The organism is Pseudomonas oryzihabitans, assembly GCF_024652905.1.
Taxonomy (GTDB): Bacteria; Pseudomonadota; Gammaproteobacteria; order Pseudomonadales; family Pseudomonadaceae; genus Chryseomonas; species Chryseomonas benzopyrenica.
In genome coordinates, this window is record NZ_CP102428.1 from 2875135 (window position 1) to 2900939 (window position 25805).

Here is a 25805-nt window from a genome sequence, read left to right on the forward strand (position 1 = left end):
GCGCTCCTTAACGCTCGATCAGCGCGATGCGCTTGTTGTACCAGTTCATCAGGATACTGATGCTGATGCTGATGGCCAGGTAGACGCTCATGGTGATGGCCATGGTCTCGATGGCCTGGCCGGTCTGGTTCAGGACGGTGCCGGCGAACAGCGCCACCATCTCCGGATAGCCCACCGCGGCGCCCAGCGAGGAGTTCTTCATCAGGTTCAGATACTGGTTGGTCAGTGGCGGAATGATCACCCGCAAGGCCTGGGGAATGATCACCAGCCGCAAGGTCAGGCCCGGACGCAGCCCCAGGGAGCTGGCCGCCTCGGTCTGACCGTGGCTGACCGCCTGGATACCACCGCGCACCGTCTCGCCGATGAAGGCCGCGGTATAGACCGACAGGGCCAATGCCAGGGAGACCAGCTCGGGGATGATCACCCAGCCGCCGCGCAGGTTGAAGCCCTGCAATTCCGGTACTTCCCAGTGCAACGGCCTGCCGAAGACCAGGGCCGCCAGCAGAGGGATCCCGATCAGCAGCGCCAGCACGGTCCACAGCACCGGAAAGCGCTGGCCGGTGGCATGCCGCCGTTTGCGCGCCCAGCGCACCACCACCACGCTGGCGACGATGGCGATCAGCAGCGCGATCAGACCGGGCAAAAAGCCGGCATCGGCGATCGGCGCTGGCATGTACAGGCCGCGGTTGTTGACGAAGAAGGCATCGCCCAGGGTCAGGCTCTGGCGCGGACCCGGCAGCGGCGCGAGCACGGCGAAATAGACGAAGAAGATCAGCAGCAGCGGCGGAATGTTGCGGAAGGTCTCGATATAGACCGTGGCGACCTTGCGCAGCAGCCAGTTGTTCGACAACCGCGCCACACCCACGCTGAAGCCGATGATGGTCGCCAGGAAGATGCCGATGACCGACACCAGCAGGGTGTTGAGCAGACCGACCAGGAAGACGCGCCCGTAGGTATCGCCTTCGCTGTACGGAATCAGGTGCTGGGGAATGCCGAAGCCGGCGGTGTTGTTGAGAAAGCCGAAGCCGGAGGTGATGCCCCGGTTGGCGAGGTTGGTCTGGGTGTTGTCGAACAGGAACCAGCCGAAGGCCACCACGGCGACCACGGCCACGATCTGGAACAGCCAGGAGCGTACCTGCGGGTCGGTGAGCAGCGACCCACGGACCGGTGCGGACGGTTTGCTAACGTTTTGCATCTACTTGGAGCCTCATTAAATTCTCGCCCCACAGCGCGGTCAGCGCTGCAGGGCGAGAATCTGCACATCCGGAAGGTGTTCGGCGACTAAGGCGCCGAGATCAACGGACCGGCGGGGCGTACTGCAGACCGCCTGCATTCCACAGGGCGTTGAGGCCACGCTTGATCTTCAGGTCGCTGCCCATGCCGACGTTGCGCTCGAAGACTTCGCCGTAGTTGCCCACCTGCTTGACGATCTTCACCGCCCAGTCCTTCGGCAGCTTCAGATCCTTGCCGAATTCGCCATCGGCGCCGAGCAGACGACGCACGTCAGGGTTCTTGGAGTCCTTGGCCTGGGCTTCGACGTTGGCAGAGGTCAGACCCAGCTCTTCGGCGTTGACCATGGCGAACAGCGACCACTTGACCACGGTCAGCCAGTCTTCGTCGCCACGCCGCACGGCCGGTGCCAGCGGCTCCTTGGAGATCACCTCGGGCAGCACGACGTAGTCGTCGGGCTTGGACAGCTTGTTGCGCTGGGCGTACAGCTGCGACTGGTCGGAGGTCAGGACGTCGCAACGACCGGCTTCCAGCGACTTGGCGCTCTCGTCCGAGGTGCTGTAGGTGATGGGGGTGAACTTCATGCCGTTGGAACGGAAGTAGTCGGCCAGGTTGAGTTCGGTGGTGGTACCGGCCTGGATGCACACGGTGGCGCCGTCCAGTTCCTTAGCGCTCTTCACACCCAGCTTATTGCTCACCAGGAAGCCCTGGCCGTCATAGTAGGTGACGCCGGCGAAGATCAGACCCATGCCGCCATCGCGGGAGCTGGTCCAGGTGGTGTTGCGCGACAGCACGTCGATCTCGCCGGATTGCAGCGCGGTGAAACGCTCCTTGGCGGTCAGGGGAGTGAAGCGAACCTTGGTGGAGTCACCGAAGACCGCAGCGGCCACGGCGCGGCAGACGTCGACGTCGATGCCCTTGTAGTCACCCTTGGAGTCGGTGAAGGAGAAGCCCGGCAGGCCATCGCTGACGCCGCATTGCACGAAACCTTTGTTCTTCACCGCATCCAGGGTAGCGCCTGCGTGAGCCATGCCGGACAGGCCAAGAGCAGCGGCGGTGGTCAGAATTGCCAGGGTAGACTTCACCATCTTCATCGATAAGCTCCACTTTGTTTATGAATTACGTTCCAGTCGCACGGCAGCACGATGTCTCTCGCCTGATTGCCGTGGAACCCGCCCACCCGATCCCTGGGCGTCCTTCATCAAGGGAAGAAGGAGACGCACTGGAAGGCATGACGAAGCAGTGAGTCAGTGTTACCTGTTAGTGCACTACCTGGCCGCAGCCTAGATGAGGCAATTTGCGGACCAGTGAATGCGACAGAAGCTCACTTGGCTCAAACCCGGCAATCGCGAGACTTCGAGCAAAAAGCCGGACAACTAAATTACGAAAATGCGACACGCATTTTGTGCACCATCTGTTACCACACCCATTTTTAGTGGCACCAAACTGGAGCAAAGCCTTGGAAAATTCGCCTCTTGTGCTGGAATCGCCCAGCGGAACCGCCGATAGCTGCGTCATTTGGTTGCATGGCCTGGGAGCCACCCAGCATGACTTCGAACCCGTTGCCGAATTGTTGCAGCGCACCCTGACCACAACCCGCTTCGTCCTGCCTCAGGCACCGACCCAGGCGGTCACCATCAATGGTGGCTGGGCCATGCCCTCCTGGTACGACATCCTGGCCATGAATCCGGCCCGGGCCATCGACCGCGCTCAGCTGGATGCATCGGCCGCCACGGTGCAGGCGCTGATCGAGACCCAGCAGGACCAGGGCATTCCTGCCGAACGCATCGTGCTGGCCGGCTTCTCCCAGGGAGGCGCCGTGGTCTTGCATACCGCCTACAACACCGCCTGCCCTACCCTGGGTGGCGTCATGGCGCTATCGACCTATGCGCCCAGCTTCGAAGACGCCCAGGTCAACCGCGGTGGTGCCACCCCGGTGCTGTGCCTGCATGGCGACCAGGATGACGTGGTACCCCTGGCCCTGGGGCGCGCTGCCTACGAAGCGCTGGTGGCCGCCGGCGTGGAAGCGCTCTGGCACAGCTATCCCATGCGCCACGAGGTCATTCCCGCGGAAATCCAGGATATTCAGGGCTGGCTGCTGGCACGTCTCGGCGGAAAATAAAGACCGAATCGCCGAGCCGTTGCGTTTTTGGAAACCGGTCGACAGTTTGCGGAATCCGGGCACGAATGGAGGCCCGGACAGGGCCAAGCGAACGAACTTTGAGGTACCCATCCGGTCCAGTAGGGGTGCCTGAAGGTCGTGATGTGCATGGAGCAGCTATGGCCCGAGTTTTCCTTTCAGCCCCCGGGGTGATCCTTTGATGGCTGCCCCCTTGTCGGCCTGGCTGGCCGAAGTACCGGTCGCTTCCCTGAAGGACCTGCGCCTGTTCAAGGGCGTGGAGACCTACCTGCTGGAAGCCCTGATCGCCCGCTCGGCCACCCGCAGTCTGGTCGCCGGTGAGTGCCTGCTCTCGCCCGCCATGATCAACCAGTACATGTACCTCATCCTGGAAGGTCGCCTGCGAGTCCACCTGGGCTCGCCGGAAAATCCGCCCATCTATCTGCTCGGCCCAGGCGAATGCTCGGGCGAGATCAGCTTCATGGACAGCGAGCGGCCCAGCGCCCACGTCATCGCCGAAGCCGACACCCAGGTGCTCTGCCTGCATCGCGACCTGGTGCTGGAGCTGATCGAGCGTTCTTCCAAGGCCATGCACAACCTGCTCGGCATCCTCTGTGAGCGGATGCGCCGTGGCAACCAGCTCATCGTCGACACCGAACGCAACGCCAATGTCGATACGCTGACCGGCCTGTTCAATCGGCGGCGCCTCGAGCAGCTGTTCGAGCGCGAGAGCACTCGTTGCGCCTTCAATCGGCAGCCCCTGAGCCTGCTGATGCTGGATGTCGATCACTTCAAGCGCTACAACGACACCCATGGTCATCTGGCGGGCGACTATGCCCTGTGCCTGGTCGCCAATACCCTGCGCGACCAGTTGAGACCCAAGGACAGCATGGCGCGCTATGGGGGCGAGGAGTTCGTCATCCTGTTGCCGGAAATCGATCGCGACGAGGCGATCGCCATTGCCGAGCGCCTGCGCCAGAGCCTGGCGGAGATCAAGGATTTCTATTCACCCTGCGGCAAGCTGCCGGGCGTCACCGTGTCCATTGGACTGGCGCAGATGCGCAAGGCCGATTCCCTGGACGAACTGGTCGGGCGCGCGGACAAGTCGCTCTATCAGGCCAAGGATGCCGGGCGCAATCGGATCAGCGGCTGAGCGGATTGCGCTTGCGTTCGGCAGGTAGTTGTTGCCGGGCACGTAGGTTGCTTTACACTGCGGTCTCATTCCGCTTTCGATGATCGAGACCCTCCGTGCTCAAGGCACTCAAAAAATTTCTGGGCAAGGATCAAGAGGTCGCTCAGCCGACCCCCTCCCCTGCGCCCCAAGCTACCCCCAGCGCCGCTCCTGAAGCCCCCTCCTCTCCTGCCCCGATCGCGCCCGAGCCCCAGGCCGAGCGTGCGCCGCGCAAACCGCGTACCCCAGGCGAAACCCGCAGCCAGGAATCCCGCCCCCAGGAGCCGCGCGCCCAGGTGGAAAAATCCGCCAAGCCACGTCGCGAACGCAGCCCGCGCAAGCCCAAGCCGATCGACACCTGGAAACTGGAAGACTTCGCCGTCGAGCCCCAGGAAGGCAAGACGCGCTTCCACGACTTCAAGCTGGATCCGCGGCTGATGCACGGCATCCACGACCTCGGCTTTCCCTACTGCACGCCGATCCAGGCGCAGGTGCTGGGTTTCACCCTCAAGGGCAAGGACGCCATCGGCCGCGCCCAGACCGGCACGGGCAAGACCGCGGCCTTCCTGATCTCGACGATCACCCAGCTGTTGACCACCCCGCCGCCCAAGGAAAGGTACATGGGCGAGCCGCGAGCGCTGATCATCGCGCCGACCCGCGAGCTGGTGGTGCAGATCGCCAACGACGCTCTGGATCTGGCCAAGTACACCGGCCTGAACGTCATGAGCTTTGTCGGCGGCATGGACTTCGACAAGCAGCTCAAGCAGCTCGAAGCGCGCTATTGCGACATCCTGGTCGCCACCCCGGGCCGTCTGCTGGACTTCAACCAGCGCGGCGAGGTGCATCTGGACATGGTCGAGGTCATGGTGCTGGACGAGGCCGACCGCATGCTGGACATGGGCTTCATTCCCCAGGTTCGCCAGATCATCCGCCAGACGCCGCCCAAGAGCGAACGCCAGACCCTGCTGTTCTCCGCCACCTTCACCGACGACGTGATGAACCTGGCGCGGCAGTGGACCACCGATCCGGCCATCGTCGAGATCGAGCCGGAAAACGTGGCCAGCGACACCGTCGAGCAGCACGTCTATGCCGTGTCCTCCAGCGACAAGTATCGCCTGCTCTACAATCTGGTCGCCCAGAACAACTGGGAGCGGGTGATGGTGTTCGCCAACCGTCGCGACGAGGTGCGCCGCATCGAAGAACGCCTGACCAAGGACGGCATCAGCGCCGCCCAGATGTCCGGCGATGTGCCCCAGCACAAGCGCATCAAGACCCTGGAAGGCTTCCGCGCCGGCAAGATCCGCGTGCTGGTGGCCACCGACGTGGCCGGTCGCGGCATTCACGTCGACGGCATCAGCCACGTGATCAACTTCACCCTACCGGAAGACCCGGACGACTACGTGCACCGCATCGGTCGTACCGGTCGTGCCGGCGCCAGCGGTACCTCCATCAGCTTCGCCGGTGAGGACGACGCCTTCGCCCTGCCGCCCATCGAAACCCTGCTGGGGCGCAAGATCGGTTGCGAGATGCCGCCAGCCGAGTTGCTCAAGCCGGTCCCGCGGCAGCGCTGAGTAGCGCTGCCCCACCACGGCTCCTACGGGCCGCGGTAGGTTGGGCTGAGCGCAGCGAAGCCCAACATTGCCTCGAGGGCCGCCACTGTTGGGCTTCGACGATGGAACCGTCTCAACCCAACCTACGGTCTATCATGGCCATGACTGCGATAAGACAGTCGCTCCTACAAGATAGGTCGTAGAGTGGATGACGGCGCAGCCTCATCCACCAACAGCCGGAGCACTACGTGGAAAACGCTGTGCGGTTTTCCCCTACGTCGTCCAACGCCCCGCGGCGTCTTGGTCGCTGGCACGCCCATCCACCCAGCGCGGGCCCTCGGATGTGTCCTCCTTCTTCCAGAAGGGTGCGCGGGTCTTGAGATAGTCCATCACGAAATTGCAGGCCTCGAAGGCCGCCTGGCGATGGGCGCTGGCGGTACCGACGAAGACGATGGGTTCGCCCGGCTCCAGGCGACCGATGCGATGCAGGATATCGACGTTAAGCAGCGGCCAGCGCTGATTCGCCTCTTCGACGATGCGCGCCAGGGCCTTCTCGGTCATGCCGGGAAAGTGCTCGAGGAACAGCCCGCCGACGTCGCGCCCAGCGTTGAAGTCCCGTACATAACCGACGAAACCCACCACGGCACCGATGCCGGTGTTGGCGGCATGCAGGGCATTGAGCTCCTGGCCAGGATCGAAAGCCGCAGCCTGTACACGAATGGCCATGCCTAGCCTCCGGTCACGGTGGGAAAGAAGGCGACTTCGTCGCCATCGCGCAGCGGCTCGGCCAGCCCGCAGAGTTCTTCATTGCGGGCGCACATGAGACCGCGCTCGCCCAGAGTCTCGGTCCAGATTCCACCGCGCTGGACCAGGTGCTCGCGCAGGTCGCCAACGGTGGCCAGATCAGGCTCCCAGGCCAGACTGTCCTCGGCGAGACCCAACACCTCGCGATAGCGGGCGAAGAATTGCACGCGGATCATGCCGGCTGCTCCTCGGCGCGGAAGTGGCCACTCTTGCCGCCGTTCTTTTCCAGCAGGCGTACCGCCTCGATGGTCATGCCCCGATCGACCGCCTTGCACATGTCGTAAAGGGTCAGGGCCGCGACACTGGCTGCGGTCAGGGCCTCCATCTCCACCCCGGTCTGCCCGGACAGCTTGCAGGTGGCGGTGATCCGCACCGCATCGGGCGCTTCCGCGGCCAGCTGGACCTTGACGCCGGTCAGCATCAGCGGATGGCAGAGCGGGATGAGATCGGCGGTCTTCTTGGCTGCCTGGATGCCGGCGACACGGGCCACGGCGAAGACATCGCCCTTGGGGTGGCCGCCGCTCTGGATCAGGTCGAGGGTTTCCGGACGCATGCGCACCCGGGCTTCGGCGGTGGCTTCACGGAAGGTCACCTGCTTGTCGGTGACATCGACCATGTTGGCACGGCCTTGGGAATCGAGATGGGTCAGCACGGCATGACTCCTGGAAAGGACCTGCCATTGTAGACCTGCGGCTAGGGATTTGATCCCCGCCCGTGACCAGACGGGGATCGTGGGCTGTGTCTAAAAAAGTGCCTGCGCTCGGTCATGCTGCGTTAAAAATCCGTTCGGAATGCTCATTTACCACTCGTAAACTCCGCTTCCTCACGGATTTTTGCCTTGCTTGACCTTCGCTCGGCTACTTTTCAGACAAGCCCTAGCACTTACAGATGGGACTCTGCGTATTCGGCGAGGATGGACCGGGGTACGCCCTGCAGGGTGATGTGCACTCCGTGGTTGAAGCCCTTGAAGCGCTCGGACAGGTAGGTGAGACCCGAGCTGGTGGCGGAAAGGTAAGGCGTATCGATCTGCGCCAGGTTGCCCAGACAGATCACCTTGGAGCCGCTACCGGCGCGGGTGATGATGGTCTTCATCTGGTGTGGCGTGAGGTTCTGGCATTCGTCGATGAGGATCAGACTCTGCTGGAAGCTGCGACCGCGGATGTAGTTCAGCGATTTGAACTGCAACGGCACCTTGCTGAGGATGTAGTCCACGCTGCCGTGGGGGTTGTGGTCGTCCATGTGCAGGGCTTCGAGGTTGTCGGTGATGGCGCCCAACCAGGGCTCCATCTTCTCGGCCTCGGTCCCGGGCAGGAAGCCGATGTCCTCGTCCAGGCCCTGGACGCTGCGGGTGGCGATGATCCGCCGGTATCTCTTGGTGACCATGGTCTGCTCGATGGCCGCGGCCAGCGCCAGGATGGTCTTGCCCGAACCCGCCGCACCGGTCAGGTTGACCAGGTGGATATCCGGCTCCAGCAGGGCGAACAGCGCCAGCGCCTGGTAGATGTCCCGCGGCTTCAGTCCCCAGGCTTCCTGGTGCATCAGGGGCTCCTGGTGCATGTCGAGCAGGATCACCTCGCCGTCACGCACCGCCTTGACCCAGCCGACGAAGCCCTGCTCGTCGAGCACGAAGTCATTGACGTTGAACGGCGGCATTTCGGCCGACAGCTGCACCCGGTGCCAGACCCGGCCCAGCTCCTGCCGGCTTTCCACCTTGCTCACGTTGTCCCAGAAGGACCCCGGCAGGTTGTGATAACCCTGGGACAGCAGGGAGACATCATCGAGCAACTGGTCGGTCTGGTAGTCCTCGGCGGCGATGCCGCAACCACGCGCCTTGAGGCGCATGTTGATGTCCTTGGTGACCAGCACCACCCGCTCCTGGGGATGCTGGGTGCGCAATTCAACGAGCTGGTTGATGATGCGGTTGTCGTTGATGTCGTCGGGCAGGCAGGCCATGGGCCCGGCGCGACGCCCCATGAGAATGGACAGCCGCCCCTTGGCCTCGCCCTTGCCGCGGGGGATGGGCACGCCCCGCTCGACGTCCTCGGGCGAGGATTCGGCCAGGACACTGTCGATCAGGCGGATCGCCTGCCGGCATTCGGCGGCAACGTTGTGCTTGCCGGTCTTGAGCTTGTCGAGTTCCTCCAGGACCGTCATGGGGATGGCGACGTGATGCTCCTCGAAATTGAGCAGCGCGTTGGGATCGTGGATCAGTACGTTGGTGTCGAGCACATAGAGGGTGGGCTGGGTGGGGCGGGAACGTCCGTGATCATCCATACTCGGTCACCTCGTAGAAACGCTTGACTCGCAAGCCTGTCGACGGAGCGCCAGAACGACGCTCCGCGGCGAAAGGTGCCGTCGCTCCAGCAACGGGTTCACGGACCGGCCAACATGAGGGCACGGGACCCGAGAGATGCGACGGACACTTCGGTAATAACGCAAAAGACCTGAGGCACAAAAGCTTTTTTTGGCCGCGTCCAATTTTTTTCACGGACCTGTCGATGTTGCCGCCCGACCCGGCAACCTCGCCCCGAGACCGTGGTCAATACCTATCGACTCCATCGGCAAGGCCCACTGGAGCCGAGCGGCGGAGACTTCTAGAATGGCGCCTCGCCCAGAGGAGCCAAGCCGATGCTGATGGTGATTTCCCCCGCCAAGACGCTGGACTACAGCACACCGCCCAGCACGTCCCGCCATACCCTGCCGCAATACCTGGAGCACTCCCGCGAACTGATCGACGGACTTCGCCAGCTCGCGCCGGCAGAGGTCGCCGCGCTCATGGGGGTGTCCGACAAGATCGCCACCCTCAATGTCGCCCGCTTCGGCAGCTGGACCCCGGACTTCACGCCGGAGAATGCCAAGCAGGCGCTGCTGGCGTTCAAGGGTGATGTCTACACCGGCCTTGCCGCCGAGGACTTCCAGGAAGACGACTTCGATTTCGCCCAGCGGCACCTGCGCATGCTGTCCGGACTCTATGGCCTGCTGCGCCCGCTGGACCTGATGCAGCCCTATCGGCTGGAAATGGGCACCAAGTTCGCCAATGCACGCGGCAAGGACCTCTATGCCTTCTGGGGCGAGCGTATCAGCGACTGGCTCAAGGCGGATCTCGCGGCCCAGGGGGACGACGTCCTGCTTAATCTGGCCTCGAACGAATATTTCAGCGCGGTGCGCCGGGCGCGCCTGCAGGCCCGCGTCGTGGATGTGGAATTTCGCGATCTCAAGAATGGCGACTACAAGATCATCAGCTTCTACGCCAAGAAGGCGCGCGGCCTGATGGCGCGGCACGTGATCAAGCAGCGCGTCTCCACGGTGGACGAGTTGCGCGAGTTCGGTGACCAGGGCTATCGCTACTCGACCGAGTGCTCCTCGGCCGACACGCTGGTGTTCCTGCGCGATACACCGCCGGATTAGCCGGGCGAATCGACGGATGGCACAATTGCCCGCACGCTGGGCCACCGAACTGGCTAGAGGGTCACATTCGACGCCTGCCATCCGTGAAAGACTGTCATCTCCCTCCAATAAAAAAGGTTTCAGCCCCGTAGCGGAGAGGTTTCAGGCGACAAAAGTTGCCGGACATCTCAAAATCGCTGCCTTTCCGGAAAAAGGAAATTTTGCTGAGAACCACTTTCGTTTGATTCTGTCTTTGTCTGGTCCTTGCCCTAGGCCATGATGGCCAATGGCAATCAGTCCGCACGTTCAATTTGTACCGGTCGACGCTTCGGCCGGTTGATCTTTTCGAAGCATGGACGCTTCGTCCCGACCTCAGGGACAGCGGCCACAAATCAGCAGACGCTGAAGGAGTAACGCCCATGATTCCCGTCATCCTGTCCGGTGGTAGCGGCTCGCGACTCTGGCCCCTCTCGCGCAAGCTCTACCCCAAGCAGTTCCTGGCCCTGACCAGCGAACAGACCATGTTCCAGGAGACCATCAATCGCCTGGGCTGCGAGGGCAGCATCGATTGCCCCATCATCGTCTGCAACGCCGAACACCGTTACCTGGTGGAAGAGCAGCTCAAGGCCGTCGAGTGCAAGCCGCAGGCGCTGATCATGGAGCCCTTCGGTCGCAACACCGCGCCGGCCGTGGCCATCGCTGCCATGCAACTGGTCGCTGACGGCAAGGACGACCTGATGCTCGTGCTGCCCGCCGATCACGTGATCGAGGACGAAGCCGAATTCAAGGCCGCCCTGCAACAAGCCGCCGCCGCCGCCGAGCGTGGCGAGATGGTGCTGTTCGGCATTCCGGCCACCGCGCCCGAGACCGGTTACGGCTACATCAAGACCGGCTCCAACGACGGTCTGCCCCAGGGCGTGTCCCGCGTCGAGCGCTTCGTCGAGAAGCCCGATGCCGTCACCGCCACCGAGTACGTGGCCTCCGGCGACTACTGCTGGAACAGCGGCATCTTCCTGTTCCGCGCCAGCCGTTTCCTGGAAGAGCTGAAGAAGCACGACACCGACATCTATGACACCTGCCTGCTGGCGCTGGAGCGCAGCAGCATCGACGGCATCAACATCAGCATCGATGCCGCTACCTTCGCCGTCTGCCCGGACAATTCCATCGACTACGCCGTGATGGAAAAGACCACCCGCGCCTGCGTGGTGCCCATGAGCGCCGGCTGGAACGATGTCGGTTCCTGGTCCGCGCTGTGGGACGTCCATGCCAAGGACAACAACGGCAACGTCATCAAGGGCGACGTCGTGCTGCATGACAGCCGTAACTGCCTGGTGCACGGCAACGGCAAGCTGGTGACCCTGGTCGGTCTGGAAAACGTGGTCGTGGTGGAAACCAAGGACGCGGTCATGATCGCCCACAAGGACAAGGTCCAGGACGTCAAGAAGCTGGTCAATGCCCTCGAGAAGCAGAATCGCAACGAGGTCAAGGCGCACCAGGAAGTCTTCCGTCCCTGGGGTTCCTACGACTCCATCGACATGGGCCAGCGTTTCCAGGTCAAGCGCATCACCGTCAAGCCGGGCGCTCAGCTGTCGCTGCAGATGCACCACCACCGTGCCGAACACTGGATCGTGGTCTCCGGTACCGCCGAGGTCACCTGTGACGACAAGGTCTTCCTGCTGACCGAAAACCAGTCCACCTACCTGCCGATGACCTCCGTGCACCGCCTGGCCAACCCCGGCAAGGTACCGCTGGAGCTGATCGAAGTGCAGTCCGGTGGCTACCTGGGCGAAGACGACATCGTCCGCTTCGAAGACATCTACGGCCGCGTCGACACCCAGGCCCTGGAAGTTGCCAAGGCCGGCAAGGCGCCCACGCGCTAAGCACTGCCAACAGGCACCAAACAGACACCGGCTCAGGCCGGTGTCTGTGTTTTCGGCAGCCGCTCGGCAAAACGGGTTAGGCTTGTCGTTTCCCCTTTTCGCCATCGGATCCGCCGCATGACCGCTCCCACCCTGCTCCGCCTCGCTCAACTGGACGAGGCGCTGGCCGCCTATGACGGCTTCATCCTCGACCTCTGGGGCGTGCTGATCGACGGCTACGAGACCTTTCCCGGTGCTCGCGCCTGGCTGGAGCGTCGCGCCGCCGAGGGCAAGCCGGTGTGGTTCCTCAGCAATGCCTCCCGCGATGCAGACGGCATGGTCGAAGAGCTGGGCAAGCTGGGCGTGTCGCGCGACCTCTTCGCCGGCATCACCACCTCGGGCCAGCTGGCCATCGACGCCTTTCAACAAGACCCTAAATTTCGCACTGGTGGCATCTACCTCTCCGGTCCTGGCACCGGCCAGGTCGGCTGGCCCGCGGAGATCCGCGAGCGCTTCGTCGAGGATATCGACCAGGCCGCCATCATCCTCGGCGTCGGCAGCTTTCCGGAAGACGAGCTGGAGACCCGCTTCGCGCCCTTGGCGACTGCCCTGGACAAGCCTTTTCTCTGCGCCAACCCGGATCGCAACGTGGTGTCCGGGGGTCTACCCTTCTATGCGGCCGGCAAGCTGGCCGATCGTTTCGCCGCCCTGGGTGGCACGGTCACCTGGTATGGCAAGCCCGATCCCTATGCCTTCCATTGCGCGGCAGGGGCGCTGGCCGAACGGGGTGCCAGGCACCTGCTGTTCGTCGGCGACTCCCTGGTGACCGATGTGCCCGGTGCAGTGGCGGCAGGTATCGACTGCCTCTGGCTGGCCACAACTGGCATCCACCGCGAGGCGCTTGGGCTGGGCTTCAACCAGGAGCCGACCCGCGAGGGTCTCGAGCCGCTGCTCAGGCAACATCCCGAGCGCCCGCGCTTCGCCGCGGCCGGTCTGGCCTAATCCTTTTCCGTACGCCGAGGTATCGATGAGCAAGAAGCACGTAATGGTCTTCAACCGCCTGCCCGAAGAACTGGTGGAGCGTCTGCGCCAGCACTTCACGGTCGAGGTGATCCCCTTCAGTGCCAACATCGACCTCTTCGCCGCCTCCGCGGCCAAGGCCCAAGGCCTGATCGGCGCCAGTCGCAAGCTCGGCGAGCAGGAACTGGAGATGGCCACCACCCTGGAAGCCATCGCCAGCGTTTCGGTCGGCTACGACAGCTATGACGTGGACTACCTGACCGAGCGCGGCATCCTGCTCACCAACACCCCTGACGTATTGACCGACACCACCGCCGACCTGGGCTTCACCCTGCTGATGAGCGCCGCCCGGCGGGTGCCGGAGCTGGACGCCTTCGTCAAGGCCGGCCTCTGGCGCAAGGGCATCGGCGAAGAGCATTTCGGCACCGACATCCATGGCCGCACCCTGGGCATCGTCGGGGCCGGTCGCATCGGCGCCGCCATCGCCAAGCGTGGCCACTTCGGCTTCGACATGCCGATCCTCTACACCGCCAACAGTGCCAAGCCCGAGCTGGAAGAGCAGATGGGTGCCCAGCGCCGCGAGCTGGACGAGCTGCTCAGGGAAGCCGACTTCGTCTGCCTGGTGGTGCCCCTGTCGGCCGCTACCGAAGGACTCATAGGGGCACGCGAGTTGGGCCTGATGAAGTCCAGCGCCATCCTGATCAACCTGGCGCGCGGCCCGGTCATCGACGAGGCGGCGCTGATCGAGGCGCTGCGCAGTGGCCAGATCCGTGGCGCGGGCCTGGACGTCTATACCCGCGAACCGCTGGAGGCCTCGCCGCTGTTCGAGCTGCCCAACGTGGTGACCCTGCCGCACATCGGCTCGGCCACCCACGAGACCCGCTACGCCATGGCCGAACGCGCGGTGAACAACCTGATCGCTGCCCTCGAAGGCAAGCAGCCGACCGATCTGGTCAATCCCGCCGCCCTGGACCACCGCTAGGCGCTGATCGCCCACCGCCAGCCCAGGCGGCGTGCCGTCCGGCCGCTTAAAGGCTATACTGCCGCGCCGCTCTCGGGTCGGCCGCCCTGGCCGGGTGGGCCTCTCTCAGTGTGTCAGGCCACCCCTCCGATCGGGCCCCTTCGCGGCCCGGTCCGTGCGACCCGAATTGCGCGCCCGTCTCGCCACCGCCCGTGGTCGAGACGCAAGAAACCGCCAAGAGGAGCGCGTACATGACCGTGATCAAGCAGGATGACCTGATCCAGAGCGTTGCCGACGCCCTGCAGTTCATCTCCTATTACCACCCCGTCGATTTCATCCAGGCCATGCACGAGGCCTATCTGCGCGAAGAATCCGCCGCCGCGCGCGACTCCATCGCCCAGATCCTGATCAACTCGCGGATGTGCGCCACCGGCCATCGGCCGATCTGCCAGGACACCGGCATCGTCACCGTCTTCGCCAAGGTCGGCATGGACGTGCGTTGGGACGGCGCCACCCTGAGCCTGGACGAGATGATCAACGAGGGCGTCCGTCGCGCCTACAACCTGCCGGAAAACGTCCTGCGCGCCTCGATCCTGGCCGACCCGGCCGGTGCCCGCAAGAACACCAAGGACAACACCCCGGCGGTGATCCACTACCAGATCATTTCCGGTAACACCGTGGAGATCGACGTCGCGGCCAAGGGCGGCGGCTCCGAGAACAAGTCGAAGATGGCCATGCTCAACCCGTCCGACTCCATCGTCGACTGGGTGCTCAAGACCGTGCCGACCATGGGCGCCGGCTGGTGCCCGCCGGGCATGCTGGGCATCGGCATCGGCGGCACCGCCGAGAAGGCCGCGGTGCTGGCCAAGGAATCGCTGATGGACGAGATCGACATCCATGAGCTCAAGGCCCGCGGCCCGCAGAATCGCCTGGAAGAGTTGCGCCTGGAGATCTTCGACAAGGTCAACCAGCTGGGCATCGGCGCCCAGGGCCTGGGCGGCCTGACCACGGTGCTGGACGTCAAGATCAAGGATTACCCGACCCACGCCGCCTCCCTGCCGGTGTGCATGATCCCCAACTGCGCCGCCACCCGTCACGCCCACTTCGTGCTCGACGGCTCCGGCCCCGCCAGCCTGGAGGCACCGCCGCTGGACGCCTATCCGGAAATCGTCTGGGAAGCCGGTCCGAGTGCCCGTCGCGTCGACCTCGACACCCTGACCCCGGAAGAGGTGCAGAGCTGGCAGCCCGGCGAGACCGTGCTGCTCAACGGCAAGATGCTCACCGGACGCGATGCCGCCCACAAGCGCATGGTCGACATGCTCAACAAGGGCGAGCCCCTGCCGGTGGACCTCAAGGGCCGCTTCATCTACTACGTCGGTCCAGTCGATCCGGTGGGCGACGAGGTGGTCGGCCCGGCCGGTCCCACCACGGCGACCCGCATGGACAAGTTCACCCGTCAGATCCTCGACCAGACCGGCCTGCTGGGCATGATCGGCAAGTCCGAGCGCGGTCCCATCGCCATCGAGGCGATCAAGGACCACAAGGCGGTCTACCTGATGGCCGTGGGCGGCGCCGCCTACCTGGTGGCCCAGGCCATCAAGGGCGCCCAGGTGCTGGCCTTCCCGGAACTGGGGATGGAAGCCATCTATGAGTTCGAGGTGAAGGACATGCCGGTGACCGTAGCCGTGGACACCCGTGGCGAATCGGTGCACATCACCGGTCCGCAGCTGTGGCAGAAGAAGATCGCCGACAGCCTCGCCGTCGAGATCTAGGTTCCGCCCCACGAAAAAGCCCAGCCCAGTGCTGGGCTTTTCTCGTTCAGCGCCTGGGTTCCAGCACTTGCCACTGCTCCGGCCAGTCGCGACGTATGAACACCTGGCCATGGGTCCGCACCTGCCGCACCTCGTCCAGATCGAGGTCGGCATAGAGCCACTGGCTGACGTCTGGACAGAGTTCTGCGCTCTGGGCGATCACGCCGTCCGCGGGCATGCCACGATCCGGCGGGACGAAGAGGCCGGCCCGACCGACATTTTCGTCCAATGCCGGCGACCAGGGCGCCAAACCTACCGTCGGCGACTGCAAGACGGCGACCTGGCTCTCCAGCGCCCGGGCCTGGGCACCGATCCGTACTCGGTGAAAGCCGGCGACGGTATCGGTGCAACTCGGCACCAGAATCAGGTCCGCGCCCGCTTCGGCTAGGTGGCGGGCCAGCAGCGGGAATTCGCTGTCGTAGCAGATCAGGATGCCAAGACGCCCGAGGGCCGTATCGAATACTCGCAAGCCTTCGCGGCCGCTGGAGATGTTCCACTCTTCCCGCTCGAAGCGGGTCATCATCAGCTTGTCCTGATGGCCCAGGCAGCCCTCGGGACCGAACAGCCAGGCGCGATTGCGGTATTGGCCGTCGCTATCGAGGACGGGAAGCGAACCGGGCAATAGGTACAGCCGCAGCCGGCGCGCCAGGCTTTCACAGAGGTCGCGCCAAGCCGGAATCAGTGGCTGGATGCCGGCAATGGAGCCCTGCAGATCGCTGCGCTCGTCGGGAGGCAGCTGGCCGCTGAGCACCAGGCCGGCGTATTCGGGCAGCAGCAGGAGTTGGCTACCCCTGGCGGCAGCGGCCTCGCAGAGTTCTGTGAGGTGCGCGGCATAGGCGTCCCAGGTCTCCAGCAATTCGATGGCGTATTGGCAGGCGGCCAGGCGGATCATGGCAACTCCTTGAGCCAGAAGGTCATGGGTTTGGGCGATTCGGCCATCTCGTCGAGATCCTGCCAGAAGTAGTGGGTCAGCAATTTCGGATGCTCGACGAAGCCCTCGCCATGCCAGAGGCCGTGCAGAGGTCGATAACCTACTGGACGGCGCGGATGGTCATCCGGGCGCTGCACGGCGCAGAAGGCGCACCAGGTGAAGCGCCCCAATTGCCGGGCCCGCGCCTCGCGCTCGGCAAAGAAGCGCCGGCCGAATCCCTGGCCCCGATAGGCCGGCAGCAAGAGGGATTCACCGAAGTAGTAGATCCGTTCCACCGGCCAGCCCTGGGCGCGGAAGGGCTGCTGGAACTCCGCGGTCTCGTCCGCCAGCGGCAAGGCGGTCGCGGCACCCACCACCCGCCCGGCATCGCGAACCAACATGCAAAGGCTGTCCGGCGCCTCCGCATAGGTCTGCAGATAGCGGGACTCGTAGTCCAGAGTGCCGTCGTAGAGATAGGGAAACTCGCGAAAGACCGCGATGCGCAATTCGGCGAGTTCGGGAATCAGCGGGGTGATGGCAGCGCCGTGGAGGAGTTGGATGTCCATGGACTCTTCTGGTTAAGCAGGAGACGTGAATGGCTATGTCGGCCTCGTAGCGGCACCCTACCATGTGCGGGCAAAGCCATTTTTTCGTCCACGACAGGAACCGCCATGACCACGACCGACCTCATCGACGCCTATTACGCCGCCTTCAATGCCGGCGACATGGACATCTTTCTGGAGTTGCTCACCGAGGATGTGGTCCACGACATCAACCAGGGCGAGCGTCAGGTGGGCAAGGCCGCCTTCGCGGCCTTCATGGCGCACATGAATCGCTGCTATCGCGAACGCCTGACCGACCTGGTCGTCATGGCCGAACCCAGCGGGCGCCGCGCCGCCGCCGAATTCGTCATCCACGGCGAGTACCTGGCTAGCGACGAAGGCCTGCCACCGGCCAGCGGCCAGACCTATCGCCTGCCGGTAGGGGCCTTCTTCGAGATCCGCGACGGCAAGGTGGCGCGGGTGACCAACTACTACAACCTCAACGACTGGATAGCCCAGGTCGGCGGCTGACGTCCGTCAGTTGACGGGAGCGCCGTCCCGTCGGCAGGGGTCGCATGGAAACCACCCCTGACCCAGGAGTTTCCATGCCCACCCTTCCCAGCGATTCCGTCTGCAGCCTGGCCCCCGTCTTCGCCATCCAGCCCGATCAGGTCGAGGCCTTCAAGCGCCTGGGCGAGGCCATGCTGCAGCGCACCCAGAGCGAACCCGGCTGCCTCTACTACGGTTTCTGCTACGACGGCGCCACAGCGCGTTGCCGCGAGGGCTACCGCGATGCCCAGGCGCTGCTGGCCCACCTGGACAACGTCGGCGATCTGCTGGAACAGGCCCAGGCCATCGCCACCCTGGAGCGCTTCGAGGTATTCGGCGCGGCCGATCAGCTGAAGCAGCTACGCGAGCCGCTGGCGGCGCTGAACGCCCGCTTCTTCGTCATGGCCGCAGGCTTCCGCCGCTAGCCTGGGGTGGCTTCTGCGGCGGCGCCAGACGCGGCAGCAGCACCTTGAGAATGCGCTTGCGGGTCGGCACCACCAGCCGCTCCTGGAACAGCACGCAGAGCACCACCACCGCCAGCAGGAACAGCCAATACCATTCGATGGAATTGGTATAGGCCCCGGCGGCGGCGATGCAGACCTCGCGATTACCGCTGAGACAGGCTTTAAGATCGCCGCCGATCAACTGCTCCAGGGTCATGTAGATGCCCGACAGGGGCACGTGCAGGGCGAACATCGACAGCGAGGCCGCGCCCAGCCGCGGTGACCAGTGACGGATGCGCTCACTGGCCGGCTCCTGAGCCAGCGCGGCCAGGTAGACCAGGATCAGTTGCGACGGCAGGAACAGGCCGTTATGGAACAGGAAGTACCAGAACTTGGGCCCATGGGTGAACAGTGCCGTACCCAGGGCGAAGCTCAGGACCAGGTAGCTCGCCAAGAGCACCCGCTGCCGCTCCGACGGTGCCCAGCCTCGCTCGTACTGGCGGCGAAAGATGGCATACAGCAGGATGCCGGCGAGAAACTCCGGCAAACGGAACAAGGGCACCCGCTGCAGGAGGCCGGTGAAAGGCATGCCGTAGTTCTGGTTGGCGATCACCAGCAGCGGCGGGATCAGATAGAGCGCCCAGACCAGCAGCAACAGCTGCCAGGGACGTTCGCTGGTCATCAGCCGCGGTGCCAGCTTGGGAAAGGTCAGATAGAAGAAGAACAGCGCCGAGATCGACCAGAGCGGCGCATTGAAGGTGAGATAGTAGGGATTCCAGGCCTGCAGCATGAACAGTTGCAGCACGGCGTTGAAGGCCAGCTCCACGTTGGTCATGAAGTGCTGGAACAGCTCGGGATTGGTCCGTGCCAGGGGCTCGTTGGTGTCGAACACCACGAAGCGGATGCTGGCCGTGGCCGCACCCGGCGGTATGCCGAGGCTGCCGATCCAGGTCACCACCGCCATCGCCAGCAGCAGCGCGAAGATATGGATCGGATAGAGGTTGGCGAACCTCTTGACCCAGAAGCTGCGCGCCGGCTCGCGCAGGCTGCCACGGCCGCAATAGACATGGGCGAGCAGAAAGCCGGAGAGCACGAAGAAGGTGCTGGTGGCGAAGAAGCCCATACTGGTGATCTCGTCCAGCAGGGGGATGGTCTTGCGCTCGGGATAGAAATGGATGGTGTGGTAGACGACCACATAGAAACCCATCAGGAACCTGAGCCACTCCAGACCGATGAAGCGGTGTTTATCTAAAGTCTGCACTAAGGCGTTACTCGTCTGGCCTCGTCCGCGGGACGATGGGTCCGGCCTACCTGCACCGGATCGGTTATGTTACCCGCACCTGACCACCAGGGCTGCTAACCGCGCCCCAGTACACCGATCACCAAGCGATCCAGCGAACCCCATAGCCACTCGCGCGCCCGTCGCCACCAGGGACGACTGCGCCAGAATTCCAGGGTGATCTCGCGGCTCTGGGCGAAATCCTTGACGAAGCTGGCCGCCACCGCCTGGCTCAGACCGCGATCCACCGCCTCGACATTGGCCTCCAGGTTGAATCTCAGATTCCAGTGATCGAAATTGCAGGAGCCGACGCTGACCCAGTGGTCCACCAGCACCATCTTGGCGTGGATGAACCTGGGCTGGTATTCGTAGATGCGCACGCCCGCGCGCAACAGGCTGCGGTAGTAGCGCTGCCCGGCGAAGCGCACCGGCGGATTGTCGGTATGGCGACCGGTGAGCAACAGGCGCACGTCGACGCCGCGCCGCGCGGCGCGCCGCAAGGCCCAGCGCACGCGCCAGGTCGGCAGAAAGTAGGGTGTAGCGAACCAGATGCGCTCCTGGCCACCCACCAGGGCGCGGATCAAGGCCTGCAGGATGTCGCGGTGCTGACGGGCATCGGCATAGGCGACCCGGCCCTGCCCTTCTTGGGCAACGGGCGGCGGCGGTGGACGCTCGTGTCCCCGCCGCGGTCGCGGCTTCCAGGCGCGGCGGCGACGGACCGCTTCCCATTGCCGCTCGAACAGGGCCAGCCAGTCCGCCACCAGCGGACCCTGGATACGCACCATCACCTCGTGCCAGTTGCAGTCGCTCTTGGCCGGATCCCAGAAGTCATCGGTCGCGCCGCTGCCACCGACAAAGGCCTCTTCGCCGTCGATAACGAAGATCTTGCGATGATCGCGGTGCAGGTTGTGCAAGCCATGGCCGAAGCGCACGGGATTGAAGAGCCGCAGCTCGGCGCCCGCCTCTTCCAGCTGGCGGCGCAAACCGGCGTCCATCCGCAGGGTACCGAAGCCGTCGAACAGGCAGCGCACCACGACGCCCCGACGGGCCGCCTCGGTCAGCGCCACGAGCAGCTGCTCGGAGCAACTGCCGGCTTCCACCAGATAGAGTTCGACATCGATCTGGCGACTGGCGCCAGCGATGGATTCGAGCATGGCCGGAAAGAACCGACCGCCGTCCACCAGCAATTCGAACCTGTTGTTTTCCCGCCATGGAAAGACGGCGCCCCGCATGCTTCCTACTCCGTGCCTGTGGCCATTGCATAAGAAGGCGCGGACGAAGGTTCGTTCAGTGGCGGTCGTGGTTTGGCTGGCGAGTGCCGGCCTGGGAAGTCTCGCCAGCCCTGGCACGCCGCCTGCCCGACGGCCTGCGCCGATGGACGGCGGCGCGCCTAGAGCGTCGGCTCGGGGCGCCGGGAGATCCAGTCCACCTGCTGCGGGAAGCGTCCGGTCAGCTCGGCGCTCAATGGCCGGGAAACCAGGAAGCCCTGCATGATCTCGCAGCCATGCTCAAGCAGCCAATCGCGCTGTTCCAGAGTCTCCACCCCTTCGGCGATGACCTCCAGATCCAGGTTGCGGCCCAGTTCGAGGATGGTGCTGACGATGGCGGCATCGCGCGAGGAATCCAGCATGTTGGCAATGAACAGCTGATCGATCTTGAGGGTATCCAGTTCGAAGTGACGCAGATAGGCCAGCGAAGAATAGCCGGTGCCGAAGTCGTCCACCGCGATACGCACGCCCAGCGCCCGCAGTTGTGACAGCTGCGCCCGGGTGTAGTCGATGTCGTGCATCAGTGCCGATTCGGTCACCTCGATTTCCAGCTGCTCGGGCCGCAGCTGGTGGGTCTCGATGATCTGGCGCAGACTCTCCGTCAGTTGCGGCATGCCGAATTGCACCGGGCTGAGGTTGATGCTCAGCAGCAGTTCGTCGCCATAGATCTCCTGCAGGGACTGCAGCTTGGTCGCGCCTTCGCGGAAGATCCAGTCACCGATGCGGTTGATCAGCCGGGTCTCTTCCAGCAGCGGGATGAAGACACTGGGCGAGACCTTGCCGGCCACCGTGTGCTCCCAGCGCAGCAACGCCTCGAAGCCACGCAGGCGACCGTCGCGCAGATAGACCTGCGGCTGGTAGGCGAGCACGAAATCCTTGTTGTCGATGGCATTGCGCACGCTTTCTTCGAGCATCAGCCGGGAACGGGCACGGCCATTCATTTCCGGCGAGAAGAAACGGTATTGCTGACGACCGCCACGCTTGGCCTCGTACATGGCGATGTCGGCCGAGCGCAACAGGCCGTCCACGGTGTGGCCGCAGTCGGGATAGCTGGCGATGCCGATGCTGGCGCCCAGGCTGACCTCCATGCCGTCGATGCGATGCACCGTGGCCAGCAGCTCCAGCAGCTTTTCGGCGACCCGGGCGGCATCCTCGGGATGCTCCAGGGAATCGAGCAGTGCAGTGAATTCGTCACCGCCCATGCGCGCCAGGATGTCATAGGGCCGCATGCAACTCTTGAGCTGCTCGGCGACGATGCACAGCACCCGGTCACCCGCTTCGTGGCCGAGGGAATCGTTGATGCGCTTGAAGCCATCGAGATCGATGTAGAGCACGGCCATGCGTTTGCCGTTGCGACCGCTGCGCGCCAGCGCCGCTTCCAGCGTCTGGTTGAAGCCGCGGCGATTGAGCAGGCCGGTCAGGGCATCGGTGACGGCCTGGGATTCCAGTTGGTCCTGCAACTCGCGCATGCGCGACATGTCCAGGGCGATGATGACCATGGCCCGTTGCATGCGTGGCAGCGGCGCACAGGACAGCGCCACCGGCAGGCTGTCGCCGCGGTTGGTACGCAGGCGCGCGTCGTGCAAGCGATAGGTCTCGCGGCGGTCGTAGTGCTCCATGAAGGGCGAGGTCTGCCAGTCGTCGAGACCGCTGCCGCCTTCGAGGAAGTCGAGAAAGTTGGCGTGTACCAGGTCGCTGACGCTGCATCTCAACATGCGGGCGATGGCGGCGTTGGCGAAGGTCACCCGACCCTGCTCGTTGACGGTGAGGATGCCCTCGGCGGCGTTGTCGAGCAGCGAGTCGCTGAACGACTTGGCCAGCTCCAGCTGCTGGGTGGCCTGCAGCAACTCGCGGCGATTGCGCTCGTGATCGAGCAACGAGCGCACCTTGTGCCTGAGGATGTTGGGATCGACGGGCTTGAGCAGGTAGTCCACCGCACCGGTGGCATAGCCGCGCAGCACCGATTCGTAGGAGTGGGCTTCAGCGGAGACGAAGATGATCGGCGTGAAGCGGGTGCGCAGGTTGCTGCGCATGATGCGCGCCACCTCGAAGCCGTCCATGATCGGCATCTGGACGTCGAGCAGGACCAGGTCCACGGTTTCGTCCAGCAGGTATTGCAAGGCGCGCTCACCCGAGGCGGCGGTGATCACCCGCCAGTTCCCGACCTCCAGCACGGCCTGCATGGCGAACAGGTTCTCCTGACGATCGTCGACCACCAGCAACACCGGGCCTTGTTCTGTCTGCGGCAACGGGCACTCCATCAAGCCTCTTCTCCCCGCGGCGTCTGCCGCCGTGCAGCAGCCATGCGCGGCTGGCTACCCCTTCCCTTCGTGTCCGTTATGCGATGTGTCGCTCCAACCCTACTAGCGTAGCAGCCGGACAGACACCTGCCGCCTGCAATTTGACAGGAGGGGGCCTTCGCGACGTCTATCAGAGCGCAAAATGAAAAAGCAGTTTCCGCAACCCTTCACCAAGGTGCGGAAACTACGGGTCGCGGGCGACGAGCGGTCACTATTGGGCGGGGGTGCCAGTAGCGCCGGGCAGGGGACGCAGGTTGACCTCGACGCGGCGATTCTGCGCCCGACCATCGGCGGTGGCATTGCTGGCGATGGGCGCATCGGGACCGGCGCCACGGGTGCTCAACCGCGCCGTGGGTACGCCCTGGGCGGTCAGGTAGCCGGCGACATTCTGGGCGCGGCGCTGGGACAGTTCGACGTTGTGGGCGCGGCTGCCGGTGCTGTCGGTATAGCCGACGATCTCGATGCTGTTCTGATCGAACTGCTTGAAGGAATTGGCCAGATCGTTCAGCGGCTTGTAGAAGCTGTTGGCGATATCGGCGGAATCGGTGGCGAAGGTGATGTTGCCCGGCATGATCAGCTTGATGTCATCGCCCTGACGCTGCACCTCGACACCGGTATTTTCCATCTGCCGACGCAATTCGGCTTCCTGGCGATCGGCGTAGTAACCGTAGCCGGCAGCGGCTGCGCCCACGGCAGCGGCGCCGATCAGCGCGCCCTTGCCCCGATGGTTGTGATCGATGGCGGCACCGGCGACGGCACCGGCCAAGGCACCCAGGCCACCGTACTTGGCGGTCTTGGAGGTGCCACCGCTGACCTGACCCTGGTTTTCGTAGGGATTGGGGGATGCGCATCCAGCCAGGGTGGCCAGGGCCAGGCTGGCGAGAAGGATACGGGTGGGCAGCGCCATGTCTTTACTCCTTGAAATCCATCGCGGCGGACAGGGCCGCTCCTGGCAATTCTAGCTATGTGATCTGAATCGCAACTGAACGAGGCGGTAGCCACGGACACTTATCGCGATAGTGAGCCTCTAAGCCCACGATAGCCAGAATTGAAGATAGATAGCTTGCATATCGATTTTTTGCGATCTAAGGTTCGGTAGAACCCAATATGACGATACGACCGCAATGGACGAGATCCTCAAGGCCCTGGCTAATCCCCTGCGTTGTCAGATCCTGGGCTGGCTGCGTGATCCCCAGCAGTATTTTCCGCACCAGGAACACGACCTGGGGACGGGCGTCTGCGCCGGGCAGATCGAGGCACGCGCCGGCCTGTCGCAGTCCACGGTCTCGGCGCATCTGGCCGTATTGACCCGTGCCGGCCTGGTCACCACGCGGCGCATCGGCCAATGGGTGTTCTACCAACGCGACGAGGCCGCCATTCAGGCCTTTCTGCAACGTCTCGCTCGCGAACTCTAGTCTGCAAGGAATCCTGATGCCCGCTTCCCTCATCGTGCTGGCGCTGAGCGCTTTCGCCATCGGCACCACCGAATTCGTCATCATGGGGCTGCTGCCCAATGTCGCCGCCGATCTCGGCGTGTCCATCCCTAGCGCCGGCTGGCTGGTCACCGGCTATGCCCTGGGTGTGGCCGTCGGCGCGCCCTTCATGGCGCTGGCCACGGCCCACTGGCCGCGCAAGCGCGCCCTGCTCGCCCTGATGGGCATCTTCATCGTCGGCAACCTGCTCTGCGCGGTGGCCAGTGGCTACAACATGCTGATGCTGGCCCGGGTGGTCACGGCGCTCTGCCACGGTGCCTTCTTTGGCATTGGCGCCGTGGTGGCCGCGAGCCTGGTGCCGGAGAATCGCCGCGCCTCGGCGGTGGCCCTGATGTTCACCGGTCTGACCCTGGCCAATGTGCTGGGCGTGCCCTTGGGCACCGCCCTCGGCCAGGCCGCCGGCTGGCGTTCGACCTTCTGGGCGGTGGTGGCGATCGGCGTGGTCGCCCTGATCGGTCTCTGGCGGGTCCTACCCACCGATCGCAACCAGCCGCGCGCCGATCTGCGCCGGGAGTTGCTCGCCCTGCGCGGCCTGGGCTTCTGGTTGGCGCTGTCGATGACAGTGTTCTTCGCGGCCTCCATGTTCGCCCTCTTCACCTATGTCGCGCCGCTGCTGCAGGAGGTCACCGGCGTCTCGCCCCGTGGCGTCACCGGCACCCTGCTGTTGATCGGCCTGGGCCTGACCCTGGGCAACTTCATCGGCGGTCGGCTGGCCGACTGGCGCCTGGCCACCAGCCTGGTGGGCATCTTCGTCGCCCTGGCGCTGACCTCCGCCGCCCTGCGCTGGACCGGCCAGGCCTTCCTGCCCGCCGAGATCACCCTCTTCCTCTGGGCCGCGGCCGCCTTCGCCGCCGTACCGGCCCTGCAGATCAACGTGGTCACCTTCGGCAAGGACGCGCCGAATCTGGTCTCGACCCTCAACATCGGCGCCTTCAACGTGGGCAACGCCCTCGGCGCCTGGGTCGGTGGCCTGGTGATCGATCACGGTCTGGGTCTTACCGCGGTACCCCTCGCCGCCAGCGGGCTCGCCCTGCTGGCCCTCATCGCCACCCTGCTGACCGCCAGCCAGGCCCGCAAGAGCGGCCTGGCGACCGCCAGCTAATCAAGAG

Annotated in this window: 23 protein-coding genes and 1 pseudogene; 12 read left to right on the forward strand and 12 right to left on the reverse strand. The window is 64.4% G+C overall.

Features of this window, described 5'->3' with window-relative positions:
* Positions 1-7: 7 nt before the first annotated feature.
* The gene (locus NRG74_RS13320; protein WP_017639132.1) at positions 8-1195 is read right to left on the reverse strand and encodes an amino acid ABC transporter permease; all 1188 of its coding nucleotides are present in this window, start codon (positions 1193-1195) and stop codon (positions 8-10) included.
* 100 nt (positions 1196-1295) lie between these two features.
* Complete coding sequence (locus NRG74_RS13325; protein WP_017639131.1) at positions 1296-2324, reverse strand: amino acid ABC transporter substrate-binding protein; 1029 nt, start codon at positions 2322-2324, stop codon at positions 1296-1298.
* A gap of 383 nt (positions 2325-2707) precedes the next feature.
* On the opposite strand from NRG74_RS13325, the gene NRG74_RS13330 reads away from it, so the two are divergent.
* The 3 genes from NRG74_RS13330 (at position 2708) to rhlB (ending at position 6091) form a co-directional block, all read left to right on the forward strand.
* Positions 2708-3352 (forward strand): alpha/beta hydrolase, encoded by a 645-nt coding sequence (locus NRG74_RS13330; protein WP_064309356.1) that lies wholly within the window; start codon positions 2708-2710, stop codon positions 3350-3352.
* A 199-nt stretch (positions 3353-3551) separates the two neighbouring features.
* Positions 3552-4502 carry a GGDEF domain-containing protein gene (locus tag NRG74_RS13335; protein ID WP_064309355.1) on the forward strand — a complete coding sequence of 317 codons (951 nt, stop codon included), beginning with the start codon at positions 3552-3554 and terminating at the stop codon, positions 4500-4502.
* Positions 4503-4597: 95 nt separating this feature from the next.
* A complete protein-coding gene (gene rhlB / locus NRG74_RS13340) occupies positions 4598-6091 on the forward strand; it encodes an ATP-dependent RNA helicase RhlB (protein ID WP_257704401.1) in 1494 nt (497 codons plus the stop codon).
* Positions 6092-6343: 252 nt separating this feature from the next.
* On the opposite strand, the gene moaE is transcribed toward rhlB, so the two are convergent.
* From moaE to NRG74_RS13360, 4 genes are all read right to left on the reverse strand, one after another.
* Positions 6344-6796, reverse strand: coding sequence for a molybdopterin synthase catalytic subunit MoaE (gene moaE / locus NRG74_RS13345; RefSeq protein WP_064309232.1), 453 nt, complete (start codon positions 6794-6796; stop codon positions 6344-6346).
* A gap of 2 nt (positions 6797-6798) precedes the next feature.
* Entirely contained in the window at positions 6799-7050 is a 252-nt protein-coding gene (locus tag NRG74_RS13350; protein WP_017639126.1) for a MoaD/ThiS family protein, read from the reverse strand.
* Positions 7047-7526 (reverse strand): cyclic pyranopterin monophosphate synthase MoaC, encoded by a 480-nt coding sequence (moaC, locus tag NRG74_RS13355; RefSeq protein WP_184292155.1) that lies wholly within the window; start codon positions 7524-7526, stop codon positions 7047-7049. Before moaC ends, NRG74_RS13350 begins: the two co-directional genes overlap by 4 nt.
* A gap of 230 nt (positions 7527-7756) precedes the next feature.
* A complete protein-coding gene (locus tag NRG74_RS13360; RefSeq protein WP_017639124.1) occupies positions 7757-9148 on the reverse strand; it encodes a PhoH family protein in 1392 nt (463 codons plus the stop codon).
* A 354-nt stretch (positions 9149-9502) separates the two neighbouring features.
* On the opposite strand from NRG74_RS13360, the gene yaaA reads away from it, so the two are divergent.
* The 5 genes from yaaA (at position 9503) to NRG74_RS13385 (ending at position 15873) form a co-directional block, all read left to right on the forward strand.
* Positions 9503-10282 (forward strand): peroxide stress protein YaaA, encoded by a 780-nt coding sequence (yaaA, locus tag NRG74_RS13365; protein WP_257704408.1) that lies wholly within the window; start codon positions 9503-9505, stop codon positions 10280-10282.
* A 398-nt stretch (positions 10283-10680) separates the two neighbouring features.
* Entirely contained in the window at positions 10681-12141 is a 1461-nt protein-coding gene (locus NRG74_RS13370) for a mannose-1-phosphate guanylyltransferase/mannose-6-phosphate isomerase (protein ID WP_187981188.1), read from the forward strand.
* Positions 12142-12258: 117 nt separating this feature from the next.
* On the forward strand, positions 12259-13122 hold the full coding sequence (locus tag NRG74_RS13375) for a TIGR01459 family HAD-type hydrolase (protein WP_257704411.1): 864 nt from the start codon (positions 12259-12261) through the stop codon (positions 13120-13122).
* Between the two features lie 25 nt (positions 13123-13147).
* On the forward strand, positions 13148-14122 hold the full coding sequence (locus NRG74_RS13380; protein ID WP_257704413.1) for a 2-hydroxyacid dehydrogenase: 975 nt from the start codon (positions 13148-13150) through the stop codon (positions 14120-14122).
* Positions 14123-14352: 230 nt separating this feature from the next.
* A complete protein-coding gene (locus NRG74_RS13385; protein ID WP_257704414.1) occupies positions 14353-15873 on the forward strand; it encodes a fumarate hydratase in 1521 nt (506 codons plus the stop codon).
* A gap of 46 nt (positions 15874-15919) precedes the next feature.
* Here the strand turns inward: NRG74_RS13385 and NRG74_RS13390 are convergent, their stop codons facing one another.
* Together NRG74_RS13390 and NRG74_RS13395 are read right to left on the reverse strand one after the other, a co-directional pair.
* Entirely contained in the window at positions 15920-16804 is an 885-nt protein-coding gene (locus NRG74_RS13390; protein ID WP_257704415.1) for a carbon-nitrogen hydrolase family protein, read from the reverse strand.
* Positions 16801-17388, reverse strand: coding sequence for a GNAT family N-acetyltransferase (locus tag NRG74_RS13395; protein WP_257704417.1), 588 nt, complete (start codon positions 17386-17388; stop codon positions 16801-16803). Before NRG74_RS13395 ends, NRG74_RS13390 begins: the two co-directional genes overlap by 4 nt.
* Positions 17389-17493: 105 nt before the next feature.
* Between NRG74_RS13395 and NRG74_RS13400 the strand changes: the two genes are divergently transcribed.
* Together NRG74_RS13400 and NRG74_RS13405 are read left to right on the forward strand one after the other, a co-directional pair.
* Complete coding sequence (locus tag NRG74_RS13400; RefSeq protein ID WP_017639115.1) at positions 17494-17895, forward strand: ketosteroid isomerase-related protein; 402 nt, start codon at positions 17494-17496, stop codon at positions 17893-17895.
* Between the two features lie 74 nt (positions 17896-17969).
* Positions 17970-18338: a putative quinol monooxygenase gene (locus tag NRG74_RS13405; protein ID WP_257704420.1), complete on the forward strand. Its 369-nt coding sequence runs from the start codon at positions 17970-17972 to the stop codon at positions 18336-18338.
* On the opposite strand, the gene NRG74_RS13410 is transcribed toward NRG74_RS13405, so the two are convergent.
* The 4 genes and pseudogenes from NRG74_RS13410 to NRG74_RS13425 form a co-directional block, all read right to left on the reverse strand.
* Positions 18313-19563 (reverse strand): acyltransferase family protein, encoded by a 1251-nt coding sequence (locus NRG74_RS13410; protein WP_017639113.1) that lies wholly within the window; start codon positions 19561-19563, stop codon positions 18313-18315. The two genes, NRG74_RS13405 and NRG74_RS13410, sit on opposite strands and share 26 nt — an antisense overlap.
* A gap of 149 nt (positions 19564-19712) precedes the next feature.
* Entirely contained in the window at positions 19713-20867 is a 1155-nt protein-coding gene (locus NRG74_RS13415) for a phospholipase D-like domain-containing protein (protein WP_257704423.1), read from the reverse strand.
* Between the two features lie 158 nt (positions 20868-21025).
* A complete protein-coding gene (locus NRG74_RS13420; protein ID WP_173150037.1) occupies positions 21026-23164 on the reverse strand; it encodes a putative bifunctional diguanylate cyclase/phosphodiesterase in 2139 nt (712 codons plus the stop codon).
* 250 nt (positions 23165-23414) lie between these two features.
* A pseudogene (locus NRG74_RS13425) lies at positions 23415-24160 on the reverse strand (OmpA family protein).
* A 167-nt stretch (positions 24161-24327) separates the two neighbouring features.
* Between NRG74_RS13425 and NRG74_RS13430 the strand changes: the two are divergent.
* Positions 24328-24618, forward strand: coding sequence for an ArsR/SmtB family transcription factor (locus NRG74_RS13430; protein ID WP_068382959.1), 291 nt, complete (start codon positions 24328-24330; stop codon positions 24616-24618).
* 16 nt (positions 24619-24634) lie between these two features.
* Positions 24635-25798, forward strand: coding sequence for an MFS transporter (locus NRG74_RS13435; protein WP_017639108.1), 1164 nt, complete (start codon positions 24635-24637; stop codon positions 25796-25798).
* The last annotated feature ends 7 nt before the right edge of the window (positions 25799-25805 follow it).